Origin of the sequence: Streptomyces sp. C, from assembly GCF_000158895.1 — a bacterium.
GTDB classification, from domain to species: domain Bacteria; phylum Actinomycetota; class Actinomycetes; order Streptomycetales; family Streptomycetaceae; genus Streptomyces; species Streptomyces racemochromogenes.
Genome location: NZ_GG657750.1, coordinates 6818063 through 6835303, shown reverse-complemented (window position 1 = coordinate 6835303; position 17241 = coordinate 6818063). Strand labels below are relative to the sequence as shown.

The window sequence follows — 17241 nt, the reverse complement described above, 5'->3', positions numbered from 1 at the left end:
ATATATATATATATATATATATATATATATATATATATATATATATATATATATATATATATATATATATATATATATATATATATATATACATATATATAGAGGGGGATCGGGGACAGGGGGGCGATGGTCATGGCTGCTCCTGATCCGGGCACGGGGAGCCGGGTCCGCAGGTGGCGGGCCCGGCTCCTCTACTTCTTCCGTGACCGGCTGGATTCGACATGACCGACCGGCGGCTCCCGGATGTGCGGAGGCTGAACTCGGCGGTCGGCGCCGCGGCGGGTCCCCGCCCCTCGGGGGTCAGCGGTCGGAGTTGAGGACCCGGCTCATGGTGTCGGAGGCCGCCTTCGCCGCCTGGCGGGGGTCCTGGCCGCTGAGTACGGCCGTCATGTACGGCTTGATCGGATTGTCGGCCTCGACCTCGGCCCAGCGCGCGGACTTCGGGGTGGCGCGGCCCTGGGCGGCGCCGGGGGCCATGGCGGCGGCGCCGTCGTTGCCCTCGACCACGCGGGCGAGGGTGGTCTTGTTGGGGACGTAGCTCATGGTGCGGGCGAGTTCGGTCTGCCACTTCTCGCTGACCAGGGCGGTGATTACGTCCACGGCGCGGGCCCGGTGGGCGGTCTTCTCGGGGATGATCAGGTCGGATCCGCCGGTGAAGACGGCGCCGGCCCTGTCGGCGGTCTTGCCGGGGATGGGGAAGAAGCCGAGTTTGCCCTTGAGGGCCGGGTTGGCGGCCTCGATCTGGGCGACCTGGCCGGGGGTGGCGATGATCTGGGCGACCTGCCCGCGGGCGAAGACCTCGGACTGCGGCGGCGTCTCCTCGTCGCCGCTCCTGGGGCCGTCGCCGAGGGCCTGGAGCTGCTTGTAGAAGTCCATTCCGGCGAGGGCCTTCTCGTCGTCGAGGGCGCCGACCCACCGGCCGCCGGTCTCGACGGCGAGGTCGCCGCCCTCGTCCCAGACGAACCCGGCGAGGACGTACCAGTTCTGGCCGGGCAGGTAGATGCCCTGCTGGTCGCCCTTGTCGAGCTTCTGGGTGGCGGCGATCCAGTCCTGGCGGTTCCTGGGCGGGGTCTTGATCCCGGCGGCCGCGAACAGGTCCTTGTTGTAGATCACCACCCGGTTGGCGGCGTACCAGGGGACGCCGTACTGGGCCCCGTTGACGCTTCCCGGGTCGGAGAGGCCCTTGAGCCAGTCCTTGCTGCCCCATTCGCGCAGCCCTTCGAGGGTGACCTCGGAGACGCCGCCGGTCTCGACGTACTGGGCGACCTGGGTGTTGCCGACCTCGATGACGTCGGCGCGGTCCTTGGACTTGCCGCCGAGGACGGCGTTGACCTTGTCGCCGATCCCCTTCCACTCCTGGATCTTCACTTCCAGGTCGATGCCGGGGTGCTGCTTCTCGAAGTCGGCGGTGAACTTCTGGACGAAGTCCTCGGAGGCGCTGCCCTTCATCAGCCACAGGGTCACCTCGTCGGAGCCTCCGTCGGAGCCCGCCGACTGGCCGCAGCCGGTGAGGGCGGTCGCGGCCGCGAGGGCCGTGCACACGGCGAGGAAGCGCATCTTCACGAGGGGTCACCTTCTGGGGATGGATCTCAGATGGCTTGAAATTGGCATAGACCAATGGACGGGTCAACCCCCTTTCGCCCGGGATTGTTCACGCATAGTTCGCGGACCCGGGCTTACTGGGGCACCGTGGAACAAGGCAACAGCGACGACTGGCGGGAGACCCCCATGTCCAACCACACCTACCGGGTGACCGAGATCGTCGGCACCTCCCACGAGGGCATCGATCAGGCCATCCGGAACGGGATCGCCCGCGCGGGGCAGACCCTGCGCAACCTGGACTGGTTCGAGGTCACGCAGATGCGCGGACACATCGAGAACGGCCAGGTCGCGCACTACCAGGTCGGACTCAAGGTGGGCTTCCGCCTCGACGGCGAGGACTGAGGGACGGGACGCGCGGGGCCCGACGACGGGCGCACGGCAGGCGGGCGTGCGGACAGGGCGGGCAGGCGGGCGTGCGGACAGGCGGGCAGGCGGGCGCGCGGACAGGCGGGCACGCAGGCGGGCAGGGACGCCGCGCCCGCCCCCGCCCCGCCCGCACGGGCCGGGCGCGGGCGGGCACACGGGGGTCGACGGGCCGTCAGGTGCGGCCCTCGCCCTCCTGCGCCTGCTTCAGTTCCGGCGCCTCCGCCGCCCAGTCCGCCAGGAGCACCCGGAAGCCGGCCGCACGGGCGGCCTCGCAGACGAGTTCGTCGTCGTCGACCAGCACCCGCACCTCGCGCCCCCGGGCGATGCGCCGGAGCACCTCCAGCTTCGTCAGCCGGGCCGGGCGCCGGTCCTGGTTGCCGCGCATCCACACCCGGCCCTCCGGCAGCCCGTGCCGGGCCAGCCAGTCGGCGGTGTCGGCACGGCACCGCTCGGGCCGCCCGGTCACGTAGACCACCTCGCAGTCGGCCGCGCTCTCCACCGCCAGCGCCACCCCCCGGGCGAGCGGCGGATCGGCCGGCGCCGCCCCGAAGAACCCCGCCCAATCACGGGGACGGCCCTCCAGGAAGTGCTGGCGGTGACTGGTGTCCGCAAGGGTGTTGTCGATGTCGAAGACGGCCAGCGGACGGCCGGACGGGGTCTGTGTCATGCACGCAGCCTAGGCGTGCGGTACGACAACCGGACGACAGCGCGACCCGGGCCGGGGGAATCACCGGCGCCGCCGCGCGTTGAGACGGGTGTGATCCGAAAAGTCTCCATCCTCGACCGGTCCCGCACCCGCGAGGGGCACCCCGCCCCCGAGGCCCTGCGCGACACCGTGGAACTCGCCCGCGCCGCGGACGGGCTGGGCTACCACCGCTTCTGGGTGTCGGAGCACCACAGCGTGCCCGGCGTCGCCGGCTCCGCGCCCACCGTGCTGGCCGCCGCCGTCGCCGCCGCCACGCGTCGGATCCGGGTGGGGACCGGCGGCGTGATGCTGCCCAACCACCAACCCCTCGTGGTCGCCGAACAGTTCGGGGTCCTGGAAGCCCTGTTCCCCGGCCGGATCGACATGGGCCTCGGCCGGTCCGTCGGCTTCACCGGCGGCATCCGCCGCGCCCTCGGCCGGGACACCGCCGACGCCGACCGCTTCGAGGAGCAGCTGGCCGAGCTGCTCGGCTGGATCGACGGCACCCAGCGCTCCCACCCCGAGGTGCACGCCCGGCCCGCCGAGGGGCTGCGGATCCCGCCCTTCGTCCTGGCCACCGGCGAGGGCGCGGGAATCGCCGCCCGGGCCGGACTCCCGGTGGTGGTCGGCGACCTGCGGGGCCGCGCCAGGGTCGCGGAGGCGGTGCGCCGGTACCGCGAGGAGTTCCGGCCGTCCCCGTGGGCGGCCGAGCCGTACGTGGTGGTCTCCGGGACGGTCGCGGTCGCCGCCACCGAGGAGGCCGCCCGGCGGATCCTGCTCCCCGAGGCCTGGGCGCTGGCCCGCTCCCGGACCCGGGGCAGCTTCCCGCCCCTGCGCCCGGCGGAGGAGGTCGCGGCGCTGGAGATGACCCCGAAGGAGCGGGAGCTGTACGAGGGGGCACTCGCCGGGCACGTCGCCGGCACGGAGGAGCAGGTGGCCGCCGCCCTCGCCGGGGTCGCCGAGGCCACCGGGGCGGACGAGCTGCTGGTCACCACCTCCACGTACGACCGCACGGCCCTGCTGGACTCCTTCACCCGGCTGGCCCGGATCACCGGGCTGAGCCGGACCCGGCCCGGGAGCCCGGGGCTCTAAACTGGGGCGGATGCACCACTCCCCCGACACCCCCGCCGAGCCCGGCCGGCCGGACGCCCCCGATCCCTGCGTACGGGTACGCGGTGCCCGGGAGCACAACCTGCGCGGGGTCGACGTGGACATCCCGCGCGACACCCTGACCGTCTTCACCGGGGTCTCCGGCTCCGGGAAGAGCTCCCTGGCCTTCGGCACCCTCTACGCCGAGGCGCAGCGCCGCTACTTCGAGTCGGTGGCCCCCTACGCGCGCCGGCTGATCCACCAGATCGGCGCCCCGAAGGTGGACTCGGTGACCGGGCTGCCGCCCGCTGTCTCCCTGGAGCAGCGGCGGTCCGCCCCCGGTTCGCGGTCCTCGGTGGGGACGGTGACGCTGCTCTCCAACTCCCTGCGGATGCTGTACTCGCGGGCCGGCACCTATCCGCCGGGCGCCGAGCGGCTCGACTCGGACGCCTTCTCCCCCAACACGGCCGCGGGCGCCTGCCCTTCCTGCCACGGGCTGGGCCGCATCCACCGCACCAGCGAGGAACTCCTCGTACCAGATCCCGGCCTGTCGATCCGTCAGGGAGCCATCGCCGCCTGGCCGGGCGCCTGGCAGGGCAAGAACCTGCGCGACATCCTCGACGTGCTCGGCCACGACGTGGACCGACCCTGGCGGGAGCTGCCGGCCGAGGACCGCGAGTGGATCCTGTTCACCGAGGAGCAGCCGGTGGTCACCGTGCACCCGGTGCGGGAGGCCGACCGGATCCAACGACCCTACCAGGGCACGTACATGAGCGCCCACCGCTACGTGATGCGGACGTTCTCCGACACCAAGAGCGCCACGCTGCGGGCGCGCGCGGAGAAGTTCCTCACCGACGCCCCGTGCCCGGTGTGCGAGGGGCGCAGACTACGGCCGGAGGCGCTGGCCGTGACCTTCGCGGGCCGCACGATCGCGGAGCTGGCGGCGCTGCCCCTGGACGACCTGGACGGCGTGCTGGCCGCCACGCCGGCGGCGGACGAGGCGGCGCGGGTGCTGGCAGGGGATCTGCGCGCGCGGATCGCGCCGGTGGCGGAGCTCGGGCTCGGCTACCTGAGCCTGGACCGGACCGCGCCGAGCCTGTCGGCGGGCGAGCTCCAGCGGCTGCGGTTGGCCACCCAGCTGCGGTCGGGGCTGTTCGGGGTGGTGTACGTACTGGACGAGCCGTCGGCGGGGCTGCACCCGGCGGACACCGAGGCGCTGCTCGGCGTGCTGGAGCGGCTGAAGGGGGCGGGGAACACCGTCTTCGTCGTGGAGCACCACCTGGACGTGGTGCGCCGCGCCGACTGGGTGGTGGACGTGGGGCCGCTGGCCGGGGAGCACGGCGGGCGGGTGCTGTACAGCGGGCCCCCGGCGGAGCTGGCGGCCGTCGCGGAGTCGGCGACGGCGCGGCACCTGTTCGCGCCTCCGGCGTCCGGCCTCGGGCGGACCCCGCGCACGGCAGCCGGCGGGATCCGGCTGTCGGGCGTGGAGCGGCACAACCTGCGGGGTGTGGACGTGGAGTTCCCGCTCGGGGTGTTCACGGCGGTGACGGGGGTGTCCGGTTCGGGGAAGTCCACGCTGGTGGGGCAGGTGCTGGCGGGCGAGGTCGCCGGACGGCTGGCCGAACCGGGCTTCCCGGTGCGGCGGTTGGTGGAGGTGGACCAGAAGCCGATCGGGCGGACCCCGCGCTCGAACCTGGCCACGTACACGGGCCTGTTCGACGTGGTCCGCAAGCTGTTCACGGCGGCTCCCGAGTCGCGGGCGCGCGGCTGGAAGGCGGGCCGGTTCTCCTTCAACGTGCCGGGCGGGCGCTGCGAGACCTGCCAGGGCGAGGGCTTCGTCTCGGTGGAGCTGCTGTTCCTGCCCAGTACGTACGCCCCGTGCCCGACGTGCGGGGGCGCCCGGTACAACGCCGAGACGCTTCAGGTGCGTTATGCGGGGCTCACCATCGCCGAGGTGCTGGGGCTGACCGTGGAGGCGGCGGCCGGGTTCTTCGCGGAGGTTCCCGCGGCGGCGCGCAGTCTGCGGGCGCTGGAGGAGATCGGGCTGGGCTACCTGCGGCTGGGGCAGCCGGCGACGGAGCTGTCGGGCGGCGAGGCGCAGCGCATCAAGCTGGCGACGGAGCTGCAGCGGCTGCGCCGCGACCACACCCTGTACCTGCTGGACGAGCCGACGACGGGGCTGCACCCGGCCGATGTGCGGGTGCTGCTGCGGCAGTTGCACGGGCTGGTGGACGCGGGGCACTCGGTGGTGGTCGTGGAGCACGACATGGAGGTGGTGGCGGGCGCGGACTGGGTCGTGGACCTGGGGCCGGGCGGTGGGGCGGAGGGCGGCCGGATCACGGCCGCGGGTCCGCCGTCGGCGGTGGCCGCATCCGCGGATTCCCGCACGGCCCCCTACCTGGCGCGGGCGCTGGGGCTGTAGGTCGTGTCCGTTCGGCTCAGGCGTCGCCGGGAAGCAGTTCCTGCGGGAGTTCGCGGAAGGCCCACTCGCCGCGCGTGCGGGTGAGCGTCCAGACGAGGTCGTAGCGGTCGGGCCAGGCGGCGGGGACGCCGATGACGCGGTGCGCGCCGAGGGCGTGGACCAGGCGGGGGATCCCGGCGGCCTCCCAGCACACGAGTACGGGCGTCCGGGCTTCCAGTACGGCCCGCGCCAGCCCTGTTTCGGCGCCGAGCGCGAACTGCGTGCGTACGGGGACCCGCAGGGCGGTGGCCAGGGGCGCCAGGGTCTGCCTGGACCGGGCGGGGGCGGTTCGCGGCCCGCCGGTCGCGAACAGCGCGGCGGGCCGGGGCAGCCGGGCACTGTGGGCCGGTCCGAAGAGCCGGGTCAGCTCTTCCGCGCGGCGGCGGCCCCGGCCGGCGAGGAAGCCGGGGTCCTCGTTGCCCTCGTCGTCCTCGCCGGTGGCTCCGGCGAAGGGCTTCTCCGCGTGCCGGATCACCATGACGAGGGCGTCCCTGTCGGCGGGCCGGCCGGGGGCGGGGCCGGGCGGCCTCCGGCGGGTCGCGGTGTCCTCGGCCGTGCAGCCGGCCGCGGCCAGGCAGGCGAGGGCGGCGGCCAGCGCGGTGCGGCGGCGCGGTCCGGACCCGGCGGGGGCTTGGGGCATGGGGTCCACTGAACCCCACGCACCGGACCGGGCCGGGGCGCGGCGCGGCGTACGGCCCGTACGAGCGCCCGGTCGGCGGATCGGGTCAGCCGATCGGCCCAGGGCGGGCCCGTACGGGGTCGGGGTGGACGCTCAGGCCTTGCGCAGGGCGCGGAGCCACTCCTTGTTCATCGCGGCGATCGACGGCAGCGGGATCCCCTTGGGGCAGGCGGTGGCGCACTCGCCGGTCAGGGTGCAGCCGCCGAAGCCCTCGTCGTCCATCCGCGCCACCATGTCCAGCACGCGCGTCTCACGTTCCGGCGAGCCCTGCGGGAGGACGTTCAGGTGGTTGATCTTGGCGGAGGTGAACAGCATCGCGGAGCCGTTGGGGCAGGCCGCGACGCAGGCGCCGCAGCCGATGCACTCGGCGTGTTCGAAGGCGGAGTCGGCGGCCGGCTTGGGCACGGCGGTGGCGTGCGCCTCGGGGGCGGAGCCGGTCGGGGCGGTGATGTAGCCGCCGGCCTGGATGATGCGGTCGAAGGCGCTGCGGTCCACGACGAGGTCCTTGACCACCGGGAAGGCCGAGGCCCGCCACGGTTCGACGTCGATGGTGTCGCCGTCGGCGAAGGAGCGCATGTGGAGCTGGCAGGTGGTGGTGCGTTCGGGGCCGTGGGCGTCGCCGTTGATGACGAGGCTGCACGCGCCGCAGATGCCCTCGCGGCAGTCGTGGTCGAAGGCGACCGGGTCCTCGCCGCGCAGGATGAGGTCCTCGTTGAGGGTGTCGAGCATCTCCAGGAAGGACATGTCCTTCGATATGCCGTCGACCTCGTAGGAGGCCATGGCGCCGGGGGCGTCGGGGTTCTGCTGGCGCCAGACGCGCAGGGTGAGCTTCATGCGTAGCTCCGCTGGGTGGGGTGGACGTACTCGAAGACGAGGTCTTCCTTGTGCAGGACGGGGGCGGTGCCGGTGCCCCGGTACTCCCAGGCGGCGGCGTAGCCGAACTCCTCGTCGCGGCGGGCGGCTTCGCCGTCCGGGGTCTGGGACTCCTCGCGGAAGTGGCCGCCGCAGGACTCGGCGCGGTGGAGGGCGTCGAGGCACATCAGCTCGGCGAGTTCCAGGTAGTCGACGATGCGGTTGGCCTTCTCCAGCGACTGGTTGAACTCCTCTCCGCTGCCGGGGACCTTGATCCGCCGCCAGAACTCCTCGCGGATCTCGGGGATGCGGGCGAGGGCCTTGCGCAGGCCCTCCTCGGTGCGGGACATGCCGCAGTACTCCCACATGAGTTCGCCGATCTCGCGGTGGAAGGAGTCGGGGGTGCGGTCGCCGTCGACGGCGAGGAGCTTGGCGAGGCAGTCGCGGGTCTCGCGGACCGCGGCGGCGGCTTCCGGGTGGCTGTCGTCGACCGGTTCGGGGTGGGGGTGGCGGGCGAGGTAGTCGTTGATGGTGGAGGGGAGCACGAAGTAGCCGTCGCCGAGGCCCTGCATCAGGGCGGAGGCGCCGAGGCGGTTGGCGCCGTGGTCGGAGAAGTTGGCCTCGCCGATCGCGAACAGGCCGGGGACGGTGGTCTGGAGGTCGTAGTCGACCCACAGTCCGCCCATCGTGTAGTGGACGGCGGGGTAGATCCGCATCGGGACCTCGTAGGGGTCCTCGGCGGTGATCCGCTCGTACATCTCGAAGAGGTTGCCGTACTTCTCGGCGACCTTGTCGCGGCCCATGCGGCGGATGGCGTCGGCGAAGTCGAGGTAGACGCCCTGTCCGCCGGGGCCGACGCCGCGGCCCTCGTCGCAGACGTTCTTCGCGGCGCGGGAGGCGATGTCGCGGGGGACGAGGTTGCCGAAGGAGGGGTAGATCCGCTCGAGGTAGTAGTCCCGCTCGGCCTCGGGGATGTCGGCGGCGGGACGGGTGTCGCCCTTGGCCTTGGGGACCCAGATGCGGCCGTCGTTGCGCAGGGACTCGCTCATCAGGGTCAGCTTGGACTGGTGGTCGCCGGTGCGCGGGATGCAGGTGGGGTGGATCTGGGTGAAGCAGGGGTTGGCGAAGTACGCGCCGCGCCGGTGCGCCCGCCACACGGCGGTCGCGTTGGAGTTCATGGCGTTGGTGGAGAGGTAGAAGACGTTGCCGTAGCCGCCGCTGGCCAGGACCACGGCGTCGGCGTAGTACGTGTCGATGCTGCCGGTGACCAGGTCGCGGGCGACGATGCCGCGGGCCACCCCGTCGACGGTGATCAGGTCGAGCATCTCGGTGCGGGCGTGCAGCTCGACGTTGCCGGCGGCGATCTGCCGGGAGAGCGCCTGGTAGGCGCCGAGCAGCAGCTGCTGTCCGGTCTGGCCGCGGGCGTAGAAGGTGCGGGAGACCTGGACGCCGCCGAAGGAGCGGGTGTCGAGGAGGCCGCCGTACTCGCGGGCGAAGGGGACGCCCTGGGCCACGCACTGGTCGATGATCTCCACGGAGATCTGGGCGAGGCGGTGGACGTTGGACTCGCGGGCGCGGAAGTCGCCGCCCTTGACGGTGTCGTAGAAGAGCCGGTGTACGGAGTCCCCGTCGTTGCGGTAGTTCTTGGCGGCGTTGATGCCGCCCTGGGCGGCGATGGAGTGGGCGCGGCGCGGGGAGTCGCTGAAGCAGAACTGGACCACGTGGTAGCCCTGCTCGGCGAGGGTCGCGCCGGCGGCAGCGCCCGCCAGGCCGGTGCCGACGACGATCACGGTGTGCTTGCGGCGGTTGGCCGGGTTGACCAGCTTCGCCTCGAAGCGGCGGCGGTCCCAGCGGTCGGCGATCGGGCCGTCGGGGGCCTTGGTGTCGCGGACGGGCTCGCCGGTGGTGTAGGCGGCGTACTCGGTGTGCTCGGTGTGCTGGGTGTGCTCGGTGTGCTCGGTGTGCTCTGGGTACTTGCCGTTCTGCGTGCTCATGGTCAGCTCACCACTCCGGTCATGACGGCGACGGGGACGGACACGAAGCCCGCGAAGAGGACGAGGGCCAGCGCGTTGGCCAGGGACTTCAGGGTCCGGTCGCGCCGGGCGTTGCCCGCGCCGAGGGTCTGGGCGGCGCTCCAGAAGCCGTGGCGGACGTGCAGGCCGAGCGCGGCCACGGCCACGATGTAGATCGTGTTGCCGTACCAGGTGGAGAAGGTCGACAGGACGTTCTCGTAGGGGTGGCCGGCCCAGGCCCGCTCGTTGACGGTGAGGGTGGTCAGGTCGAGCAGGTGCCAGACGATGAAGAGGCCGAGGATGATCCCGCCCCAGCGCATGGTGCGGGTGGCGTAGCTCGCGCGGCGGCGCTTGCGGGCGTACTTGACCGGGCGGGCCTTGATGTCGCGGCGGCTGAGCTGGTAGGCGCAGACGGCGTGGGCGACGACGGCGGCGACCAGGACGACGCGGACGATCCACAGGGCCCACTCGTGGTGCAGGAAGGGGGAGCCGAGGGTGCGCAGCCAGTGGGCGTAGCCGTTGAACTCGTCCGCCCCGAAGAAGATCTTCAGGTTGCCGAGCATGTGCACGACGAGGTAGCCGAGCATGACGAGGCCTGATGCGGCCATCACGGACTTCTTGCCGACGGTGGAGTCCCAGAGCGTGCGCGTGGTGGACGGCCGTCGATCCGTCCGCGTTGCCAGAGCCATGCCCTCGACGGTAAGGACCAAGGTCCCGAGAGGTCCAAGACATGGTGGAGCTGATCGCGATAGGCAGTCCCTATGGATGGCGCTAGTCTGGGGGCATGCAGTTCCAGCAGCTGGTCTATTTCGTGGCCGTCGCCGAGACCCGGCACTTCACCCGCGCCGCAGAACGGGAGCACGTGGCGCAGCCCTCGCTGTCCCAGCAGATCAAGGCGCTCGAACGGGAGCTGGGCGCCGAGCTGTTCAGCCGGGCGCGGGGGAACATCGCGCTGACGGACGCGGGTGAGGCGCTGCTGCCGCTGGCGCGGCGGATCCTCGCGGACGCCGACACGGCACGGCTGGAGGTGCAGGAACTGGCCCAGTTGCGGCGCGGCCGGGTGCGGCTGGGGGCGACCCCGAGCGTGTGCACCGGCCTGCTGCCGGGGGTGCTGCGCGCCTTCCACACGGCGCACCCGGGCATCGAGCTGCTGATCGAGGAGAGCGGCTCCCTGGACCTGGTACGGGAACTCGCGCGCGGGGTGCTGGACCTGGCCCTGATCGCGCTGCCGCTACCGCCGTCCGCGCCCGCGCTGACCACGGTGGAGCTGCTGACGGAGGACCTGGTGGTGGTCTCGTCCGCGGACCTCCCGCCCCCGGCGGGCGGCGGGGAGCCGGCCATCGCCGACCTGCGCGGGGAGCCTATGGTGATGTTCCGCCACGGCTACGACCTGCGGGACCTGACGGTGGCGGCGTGCCGGGCCGCCGGGTTCGAGCCGGTGTTCACGGTGGAGGGCGGGGAGATGGACGCGGTCCTGGGCTTCGTCCGGGCCGGGCTGGGCATCGCGGTGGTTCCGGCCATGGTGGTGGAGCACGCCGGCCCGGGCCTGCGCGCCACCCGCCTCGCGGGCTCCCCGCTGCGCCGCACCATCGCCCTGGCCCACCGCACGGACGTGGCACCCCCACGGGCGGCCCGCGAACTGAAGCGCATGCTGGTGGGCGACTGAGCGGCCCGGCGGGCCGGGCACCCGGGCCGGGCGCGGAACAAGACTCGCCGGAGTACCGGGCGATCGCTCCGCTGCGCATCCGCAACACCCACGGCGAGCGGCTGATCGTCCAGGGCCCGTAGGCGCGTCGCACGGTGCGTCGGGGTGGCGTGCCCGCCAGATCATCCGTCAGACAAGGTTCAGGCCGTCTTGGGGTCAGGCCGGACCACCCCCGGTGGGGGCCGGCTCGGGCGGCCCGGATGCCGCGCGTCGGCGCAGGAGCCGTTTGTCGGGTTTGCCGCGGGCGGTCAGGGGGATTTCCCGTTCCCAGAACACGGCGGTCGGGCGGTGGGCCGGGGCCAGGTCCCGCTCCACGAGGTCGCAGGCTCCGGCGGCAGCCGCCCCGCTCGGCTCACGGCCGGGGGCCGGCACCAGGAAGGCGCAGACCTCCTCGCCGGTGAGCGCGCTGGGGCGGCCGACGACCACCGCCTGGGCCACCGCGGGGTGCCGTGCGAGGGAGGCCTCGACCGGCAGGCAGTAGATGTTGGCGCCGTTGACGATCACGATGTCCTTGACCCGGTCGTCGAGGTAGAGGTACCCGCCGTCACCGACGTGCCCGACGTCCCCGGTGCGCAGCCATCCACCACGCAGCACTTCGGCCGTCAGGGCGGGCTGGTTCCAGTAGCCGGACATGACGGTCTCCGAGCGCACCCACACCTCGCCCGGGCGGCCGGCGGGCAGTACGGCGCCGCGGTCGTCCCGCACTTGGACTTCCACCCCGGCCACGGGGCGGCCCGCCGATGCCAGCAGCTCGGGGCGGCCGGCCACCGCCGCCTCGTGGTCGCCGGGGGTGAGCCGGCAGATCACTGCCGCCTCGTTCATCCCGTAGCCCTGCCGCCACCGCACGCCCCACCGGGTCACGGCCTCGCGCAGACGCTCGGGGAGGACGGGCGAGGCGCCGTACGAGACGGCCTCCAGGCCCGGGATCCCCTCGGCGGTCGCCGGGTCGTCCAGCAGCCGGTAGAGCATCGGGGGCGTCAGGTACGTGGACACCCGGCCCAGGCGCCGGCAGGCGGCGGCGAACTCCCGCGGCGCGAACGGGTCGAGGATCTCCACCCTGCCGCCGGCCCGCAGCTGTTCCAGGCACCGGCCGCCGGAGCGCTGGGCGAGGGTGGTGACCGAGAGGTACACCGACTCCGTCCAGCGGGCTCCGCGCCCGGTGTCGCGCGCCGCCAGGGCCCCGAAGGTGGAGGCCACCCCCTTGGGCCGTCCCGTGGTTCCGCCCGTGTACATGACGCGGGCGAGGTCCTCCTCCCGCGCCCGCACCGGTACCTCCGCGGGCTCGCGTGCGGCCGCCGCCGCGAGCAGCCCGTCGAGGCCGAGCCGGGGCGCACCCGTCTCCGGCACCGGGACGTCGTGCAGCACCAGGGCGGGGCGGCAGTCACGCAGGATGAACTCCACGCCGTGGACGGCCGGACCGCCCACGACCTGGGTCAGCCGCGCGCCCAGCACGTGCGCGGCGAGCCGCACCAGCAGCGCTTCCGGCCTGTTGCCGCCCGTGACGCAAGCCAGGCCCGTGCCCCGCCGGACGCCGGCGTCGGCCAGCGCCCCGGCCAGCCGGTACACGGCGTCCAGTACCTCGCGGAACCGCAGGACCTCGGCGCCGGCGCCGATCGCCGGCCGTTCGCCGTGGCGCTCCAACGCCCCGATCAGTTCGGTGACATACCTGGCGACCATGCGCTCACCCACTCCGCGACCCGGCTTTACCGGCGGTCCCGTCCGCCGGTGTCAGGAGGGTATGAGCGGGCCGAGGGTCCGGTCGAGTCCGTCGGCCAGCATGGCGAAGGCCCCGTCGGCTTCGGCGACGGCGGCGGGGTAGGCCGCGTCGGCGCTCTGGCCGGCGGAGATCCGGCGCCAGTTCTCCCTGCCCAGCTCGTGGCGGACGGTCACCAGGTGCAGCGCCGCCAGCCGCGCGGTGAACGGGGGGACTTCCTCCGCCTCCAGGGCGGCCGTGAGCGCTTCCACCTCGCCGGCCGTGTAGTGGGCGATCCGCGTCTGCAGGCTGGCGGTGGAGTAGAGCAGCTCCTGGAAGGCGAGCACGTTCGGGTGGTCGCAGAGCCCCGTGATGGGGTCCCGCTCGGCGAGTGCCGCCAGGAAGTGCTCGTGGACCGCCCGCACCGGGGTCAGTCCCTCCGGACGCTCGCGCACGATCCGGGCCGCCTCGTCCTGGTGGTCGGCGAACCGGTCGAGGACCAGGTCCTCCTTGCTCGGGAAGTACCGGAACAGGGTGGGCTTGGACACCTCGGCCGCGGCGGCGACGTCGGCCACCGACACGGCGTCGAAGCCGCGTTCGAGGAAGAGTTCGAGTGCGGTGGCGGCCAGCTGCTGCCGCGTGCGTGCCTTCTTGCTCTCGCGCAGTCCCGTGCGCGAACCCGTGGTGTTCTGCATGCACCCACCGTACCACGAAACAATGACCAGGTTAATTTAATTACCCGGTTGCTTTTTTGCCCGGGTCGCGCTTTCCTTGGTTCATCGAGCGATTCGGCACCCGAGGAGAGGACACTCCGATGAGCGACGTACTGATCGTGGGCTCCGGACCCACCGGACTCACACTGGCCTGCGACCTCGCCCGCCGCGGCATCCCGGTCCGCGTGCTCGACCGGCGGCCCGGTCCGCACCGCGAGTCCCGCGGCAAGAGCCTCAACCGGGACGGCCTCGACGCGATGGCGGACCTCGGCGTGCTCGGGCGGATCTCCGAGGTGGGCCGGGAGCTGGTGCTGCGCAAGTACTTCGACGGCGCGCACGCCGAAGACACGCGGCTGACGGACATCCTGTTCATGGGCCAGTGGCAGATCGAGGAGGTCCTGCGCGAACGTCTCGCCTCCCTCGGCGTCCGGGTGGAGTACGGCGCCCGGGTCACCGGGATCGAGCAGGACCGGGAGGGGGTGACCGCGCGGCTGGCGGACGGCGGCTCGATCCGCGCCGGATACCTCGCCGGCTGCGACGGCGGCCGGAGCACGACCCGGGGGCTCCTCGGGATCGCCTTCGAGGGGGACACGGAGGAGACCGGGACGATGGTGCTGGGCGACGTGACGGCCCCGGGCCTGAGCCGGGACGTCTGGCACCAGTGGTTCACCTCGGACGGCGGGGCCGTGATGCTCTGTCCGATACCGGGGCCCGGTGTTCCAGCTCCAGGCCTCACCCGAGACGGACGCCGACGGTGAACCCGGTGCCGCCCTCACTGGAGGGCTTCCAGCGAGCTCTTCGACCCGGCACGCCCGGATGGAGGGGATACGGCTCGCCGGGGCGGCCTGGCTCTCCCTCTGGCGGGTCAACGTCCGCAGGGCCGCCCGGATGCGCGAGGGGCGGGCCTTCCTCGCCGGGGACGCGGCCCATGTCCACTCGGTGGCCGGCGGGCTCGGGATGAACACCGGGATCCAGGACGCGATGGCCCTCGGCCGGACGCTGGGCGCGGCCCTGGCCGGGGAGGCCGGGGCGGGGGTACTCGACGGGTACGAGGCCGAGCGGCTGCCGGCGGCCGCTCGGGTGCTGGCCGACACCTCCGAGCGGCACCGGCGGGTCCTGGCCGCGGTGCGCGAGCCCGGCCGGGGAACGGAGGCCGGTCTGGGCTGACCTCACCGGGACCCCGGCCGGGACCGGCTCAGGGGGTGGGGACCGCGTCCGAGAGGGAGAGGGCGTGGATCCGGTCCGGGGCGCCGGGGCGGGCGTAGTACCAGCCCTGGGCGGTGTCACAGCCGAGGGCGCGGAGCTGGGCCGCCTGGGCGCCGGTCTCCACCCCCTCCACGGTCACCGCCAGTTCCAGGCTGTGGGCGAGGGAGACGATGCCCTCCACGATCTTGACGTCGACGGGGTCGGCCGGCTGCTGTTGCATCCCCTGGGTGAAGGAGCGGTCCAGCTTCAGGACGCTGACCGGCAGGCGGCGCAGGTTGGCCAGGTTCGAGTAGCCGGTGCCGAAGTCGTCGAGGGCGATGTCCACGCCGAGCGCGGCGAGCCGGCGCAGCGGTTCGAGGAGCTCGTCGTCGGCCCCGATCAGGGCCGACTCGGTGACCTCCAGGCACAGGGCGCCCGGGGCGAGCCCGGAGGCCTCCAGCACCCGGACGGTGTCGGCGACCAGGCCGGGGTGGTGGAGCTGGGTCGGCGAGAGGTTGACGTTGACGCGCAGGGCGGCCCCGCCGTGCTGGCGCTGCCAGGTCCGGGCCTGGCGGACGGACTCCTCCAGCACCCAGCGGCCGAGCGGCACGATCAGCCCGGTCCGCTCGGCGAGCGGGATGAACCGGTCCGGGCCGAGCACCCCGTACTGGGGGTGCGACCAGCGCACCAGCGCCTCCGCGCCGTGCACACTGCCGTCGTGCATGTGCACCAGGGGCTGGTACTCGATGAAGAACTCGCCGCGCTCCAGCGCCGCCGGCAGGGCGTTGGTCAGGCCGTGGCGGGTGATGGCGCGGGCGTCGGCCTCCGCGTCGGCGAACTCGAAGCGGTTGCCGCCGGCCGCCTTGGCCCGGTACATGGTGATGTCGGCGCTGCGCAGCACCTCCGCCGGGGTGCGCTCCCCCGCGCAGCCCTCGACGATGCCGATGCTGCCGCGCACCGACAACTCCCTGCCCTCCAGCCGGATGGGGGTGGAGAGCGCGGACAGGATGCGCACCGCGAGGTCGGTCACCTTCTCGCCGGGGTCCTCGCCGCTGCCGGCGGGGCTGGTGGTGAGGGCGACGAACTCGTCGCCGCCGAGGCGGGCCACGACCTCGCCCGGTCCGGTGGCGCAGCTCTGCAGCCGGTCGGCGACCTCGACGAGGAGCCGGTCCCCCGCGGAGTGGCCGAGGCTGTCGTTGACCGTCTTGAAGCCGTCCAGGTCGAGGTAGCACAGGCCGAAGCGGCTGCCGGGCGGGCCGCCCAGGGCCTTTTCCAGCCGCTCGAAGAACAGCGTGCGGTTGGGCAGGCCGGTCAGCGCGTCGTGGGTGGCCTCGTAGCGCAGCCGGAGGTTGAGCAGCCGGCGTTCGGTGGTGTCCTCCATCAGGGCCAGCTGGTACTGGGGCACTCCGTCGGCGTCGCGCAGCAGGGACACCGTCAGGTTGGTCCACAGCACGGTGCCGTCGTGGCGGTAGTAGGGCTTCTCGACGCGGTAGTGCTCGCGTTCCCCGCGCACGAGCTCCCCGTACATCCGCCAGACGTGCGGGGTGTCGTCGGGGTGGCCCCATTCGCTGCCGTTGCGGCTGCGGACGTGGCCCTCCAGGCCGCCCGAACATCTTCAGCAGGGTGTCGTTGACCTCCAGGACGTTGCCGTCGAGGTCGGCGATGCCGATGCCGACGGCCGCGCCCTCGAAGACCGCCCGGAAGCGCTCCTCGCTGGCGTGCAAGGGCCTGCTGGGCGTCGGTGCGGGCGGTCAGCGCGGAGCGGGCGATGGCCTCCTGCTCCCGCAGGGTGCGCTCGCGCAGCGCCCGGGCGAAGCCGGCGGCGATGCCGTGCTGGAGCCGGGCGCAGCGGGAGCGGTACTCCTCCCTGCTCTCGGTCCCGGCGCCGTCGGGCCCGCAGTAGAGCACGAGGTAGGACTCGACCACCCCGAGGGTGCCGGCGAGCGCCTCGGGGTCGGTGCAGTGCACGGCGACGAGCTCGGCGCCCACGCCCTGGGCGACACCCGCGTCGAAGGGGCGGGCGTGCAGGGCCTCGGTCAGGGTCCGGGTGAGGGGGACGAGGTGCTGTTCGAACTCGGGGCGGGTCAGGGAGGTCGCCGTGACGGGGAAGATCGCCCGGCCCCAGATGGTGGCGAAGCGGGCGATCCGGTCCTCCAGCCCGCTGCCCCGTTCGCGCACCGGCGCCCGGCCCTGGTGCGG

14 protein-coding genes and 1 pseudogene are annotated in these 17241 nt (G+C 73.1%); 6 read left to right on the top strand and 9 right to left on the bottom strand.

Features of this window, described 5'->3' with window-relative positions:
* Positions 1-300: 300 nt before the first annotated feature.
* Positions 301-1557, bottom strand: coding sequence for an extracellular solute-binding protein (locus SSNG_RS30690; protein WP_007267836.1), 1257 nt, complete (start codon positions 1555-1557; stop codon positions 301-303).
* Between the two features lie 171 nt (positions 1558-1728).
* Here SSNG_RS30690 and SSNG_RS30685 point away from each other — a divergent pair, with 171 nt between their 5' ends.
* Positions 1729-1944 carry a dodecin gene (locus tag SSNG_RS30685; RefSeq protein WP_042802362.1) on the top strand — a complete coding sequence of 72 codons (216 nt, stop codon included), beginning with the start codon at positions 1729-1731 and terminating at the stop codon, positions 1942-1944.
* 196 nt (positions 1945-2140) lie between these two features.
* On the opposite strand, the gene SSNG_RS30680 is transcribed toward SSNG_RS30685, so the two are convergent.
* Entirely contained in the window at positions 2141-2635 is a 495-nt protein-coding gene (locus SSNG_RS30680) for a hypothetical protein (RefSeq protein WP_007267834.1), read from the bottom strand.
* A gap of 90 nt (positions 2636-2725) precedes the next feature.
* On the opposite strand from SSNG_RS30680, the gene SSNG_RS30675 reads away from it, so the two are divergent.
* Together SSNG_RS30675 and SSNG_RS30670 are read left to right on the top strand one after the other, a co-directional pair.
* Positions 2726-3745: an MsnO8 family LLM class oxidoreductase gene (locus SSNG_RS30675; RefSeq protein WP_007267833.1), complete on the top strand. Its 1020-nt coding sequence runs from the start codon at positions 2726-2728 to the stop codon at positions 3743-3745.
* 10 nt (positions 3746-3755) lie between these two features.
* The gene (locus SSNG_RS30670) at positions 3756-6164 is read left to right on the top strand and encodes an excinuclease ABC subunit UvrA (protein ID WP_007267832.1); all 2409 of its coding nucleotides are present in this window, start codon (positions 3756-3758) and stop codon (positions 6162-6164) included.
* A gap of 16 nt (positions 6165-6180) precedes the next feature.
* Here SSNG_RS30670 and SSNG_RS43095 read toward each other — a convergent pair whose 3' ends face one another.
* From SSNG_RS43095 to SSNG_RS30650, 4 genes are all read right to left on the bottom strand, one after another.
* Entirely contained in the window at positions 6181-6843 is a 663-nt protein-coding gene (locus tag SSNG_RS43095) for a hypothetical protein (protein WP_206731347.1), read from the bottom strand.
* Positions 6844-6975: 132 nt separating this feature from the next.
* The gene (locus tag SSNG_RS30660; RefSeq protein ID WP_007267830.1) at positions 6976-7716 is read right to left on the bottom strand and encodes a succinate dehydrogenase/fumarate reductase iron-sulfur subunit; all 741 of its coding nucleotides are present in this window, start codon (positions 7714-7716) and stop codon (positions 6976-6978) included.
* Positions 7713-9728, bottom strand: coding sequence for a fumarate reductase/succinate dehydrogenase flavoprotein subunit (locus SSNG_RS30655; protein WP_007267829.1), 2016 nt, complete (start codon positions 9726-9728; stop codon positions 7713-7715). Before SSNG_RS30655 ends, SSNG_RS30660 begins: the two co-directional genes overlap by 4 nt.
* A 2-nt stretch (positions 9729-9730) precedes the next feature.
* The gene (locus SSNG_RS30650) at positions 9731-10435 is read right to left on the bottom strand and encodes a succinate dehydrogenase (RefSeq protein WP_007267828.1); all 705 of its coding nucleotides are present in this window, start codon (positions 10433-10435) and stop codon (positions 9731-9733) included.
* A 95-nt stretch (positions 10436-10530) separates the two neighbouring features.
* On the opposite strand from SSNG_RS30650, the gene SSNG_RS30645 reads away from it, so the two are divergent.
* Positions 10531-11412 (top strand): LysR family transcriptional regulator, encoded by an 882-nt coding sequence (locus SSNG_RS30645; protein WP_007267827.1) that lies wholly within the window; start codon positions 10531-10533, stop codon positions 11410-11412.
* A gap of 195 nt (positions 11413-11607) precedes the next feature.
* Here the strand turns inward: SSNG_RS30645 and SSNG_RS30640 are convergent, their stop codons facing one another.
* Together SSNG_RS30640 and SSNG_RS30635 are read right to left on the bottom strand one after the other, a co-directional pair.
* Positions 11608-13128, bottom strand: a complete 1521-nt coding sequence (locus SSNG_RS30640) for an AMP-binding protein (RefSeq protein ID WP_050779782.1) — start codon at positions 13126-13128, stop codon at positions 11608-11610.
* Positions 13129-13179: 51 nt separating this feature from the next.
* The gene (locus SSNG_RS30635; RefSeq protein ID WP_007267825.1) at positions 13180-13839 is read right to left on the bottom strand and encodes a TetR family transcriptional regulator; all 660 of its coding nucleotides are present in this window, start codon (positions 13837-13839) and stop codon (positions 13180-13182) included.
* Between the two features lie 119 nt (positions 13840-13958).
* On the opposite strand from SSNG_RS30635, the gene SSNG_RS45015 reads away from it, so the two are divergent.
* Complete coding sequence (locus SSNG_RS45015) at positions 13959-14615, top strand: FAD-dependent oxidoreductase (protein WP_007267824.1); 657 nt, start codon at positions 13959-13961, stop codon at positions 14613-14615.
* A gap of 58 nt (positions 14616-14673) precedes the next feature.
* The gene (locus SSNG_RS45010) at positions 14674-15024 is read left to right on the top strand and encodes an FAD-dependent monooxygenase (protein ID WP_050779781.1); all 351 of its coding nucleotides are present in this window, start codon (positions 14674-14676) and stop codon (positions 15022-15024) included.
* 28 nt (positions 15025-15052) lie between these two features.
* Here the strand turns inward: SSNG_RS45010 and SSNG_RS30625 are convergent.
* A pseudogene (locus tag SSNG_RS30625) lies at positions 15053-17220 on the bottom strand (EAL domain-containing protein).
* Between the last annotated feature and the right edge of the window lie 21 nt (positions 17221-17241).

Excerpts from the sequence above, each read along its gene's own strand:
- SSNG_RS30645 (WP_007267827.1), top strand. The coding sequence starts at position 10,531 with ATGCAGTTCCAGCAGCTGGTCTATTTCGTGGCCGTCGCCGAGACCCGG.
- SSNG_RS30680 (WP_007267834.1), bottom strand. The coding sequence starts at position 2,635 with ATGACACAGACCCCGTCCGGCCGTCCGCTGGCCGTCTTCGACATCGAC.
- SSNG_RS30660 (WP_007267830.1), bottom strand. The coding sequence starts at position 7,716 with ATGAAGCTCACCCTGCGCGTCTGGCGCCAGCAGAACCCCGACGCCCCC.
- SSNG_RS30690 (WP_007267836.1), bottom strand. The coding sequence starts at position 1,557 with ATGCGCTTCCTCGCCGTGTGCACGGCCCTCGCGGCCGCGACCGCCCTC.
- SSNG_RS30685 (WP_042802362.1), top strand. The coding sequence starts at position 1,729 with ATGTCCAACCACACCTACCGGGTGACCGAGATCGTCGGCACCTCCCAC.
- SSNG_RS30635 (WP_007267825.1), bottom strand. The coding sequence starts at position 13,839 with ATGCAGAACACCACGGGTTCGCGCACGGGACTGCGCGAGAGCAAGAAG.
- SSNG_RS30670 (WP_007267832.1), top strand. The coding sequence starts at position 3,756 with ATGCACCACTCCCCCGACACCCCCGCCGAGCCCGGCCGGCCGGACGCC.
- SSNG_RS30650 (WP_007267828.1), bottom strand. The coding sequence starts at position 10,435 with ATGGCTCTGGCAACGCGGACGGATCGACGGCCGTCCACCACGCGCACG.
- SSNG_RS45010 (WP_050779781.1), top strand. The coding sequence starts at position 14,674 with ATGGAGGGGATACGGCTCGCCGGGGCGGCCTGGCTCTCCCTCTGGCGG.
- SSNG_RS43095 (WP_206731347.1), bottom strand. The coding sequence starts at position 6,843 with ATGCCCCAAGCCCCCGCCGGGTCCGGACCGCGCCGCCGCACCGCGCTG.
- SSNG_RS30640 (WP_050779782.1), bottom strand. The coding sequence starts at position 13,128 with ATGGTCGCCAGGTATGTCACCGAACTGATCGGGGCGTTGGAGCGCCAC.
- SSNG_RS30655 (WP_007267829.1), bottom strand. The coding sequence starts at position 9,728 with ATGAGCACGCAGAACGGCAAGTACCCAGAGCACACCGAGCACACCGAG.
- SSNG_RS45015 (WP_007267824.1), top strand. The coding sequence starts at position 13,959 with ATGAGCGACGTACTGATCGTGGGCTCCGGACCCACCGGACTCACACTG.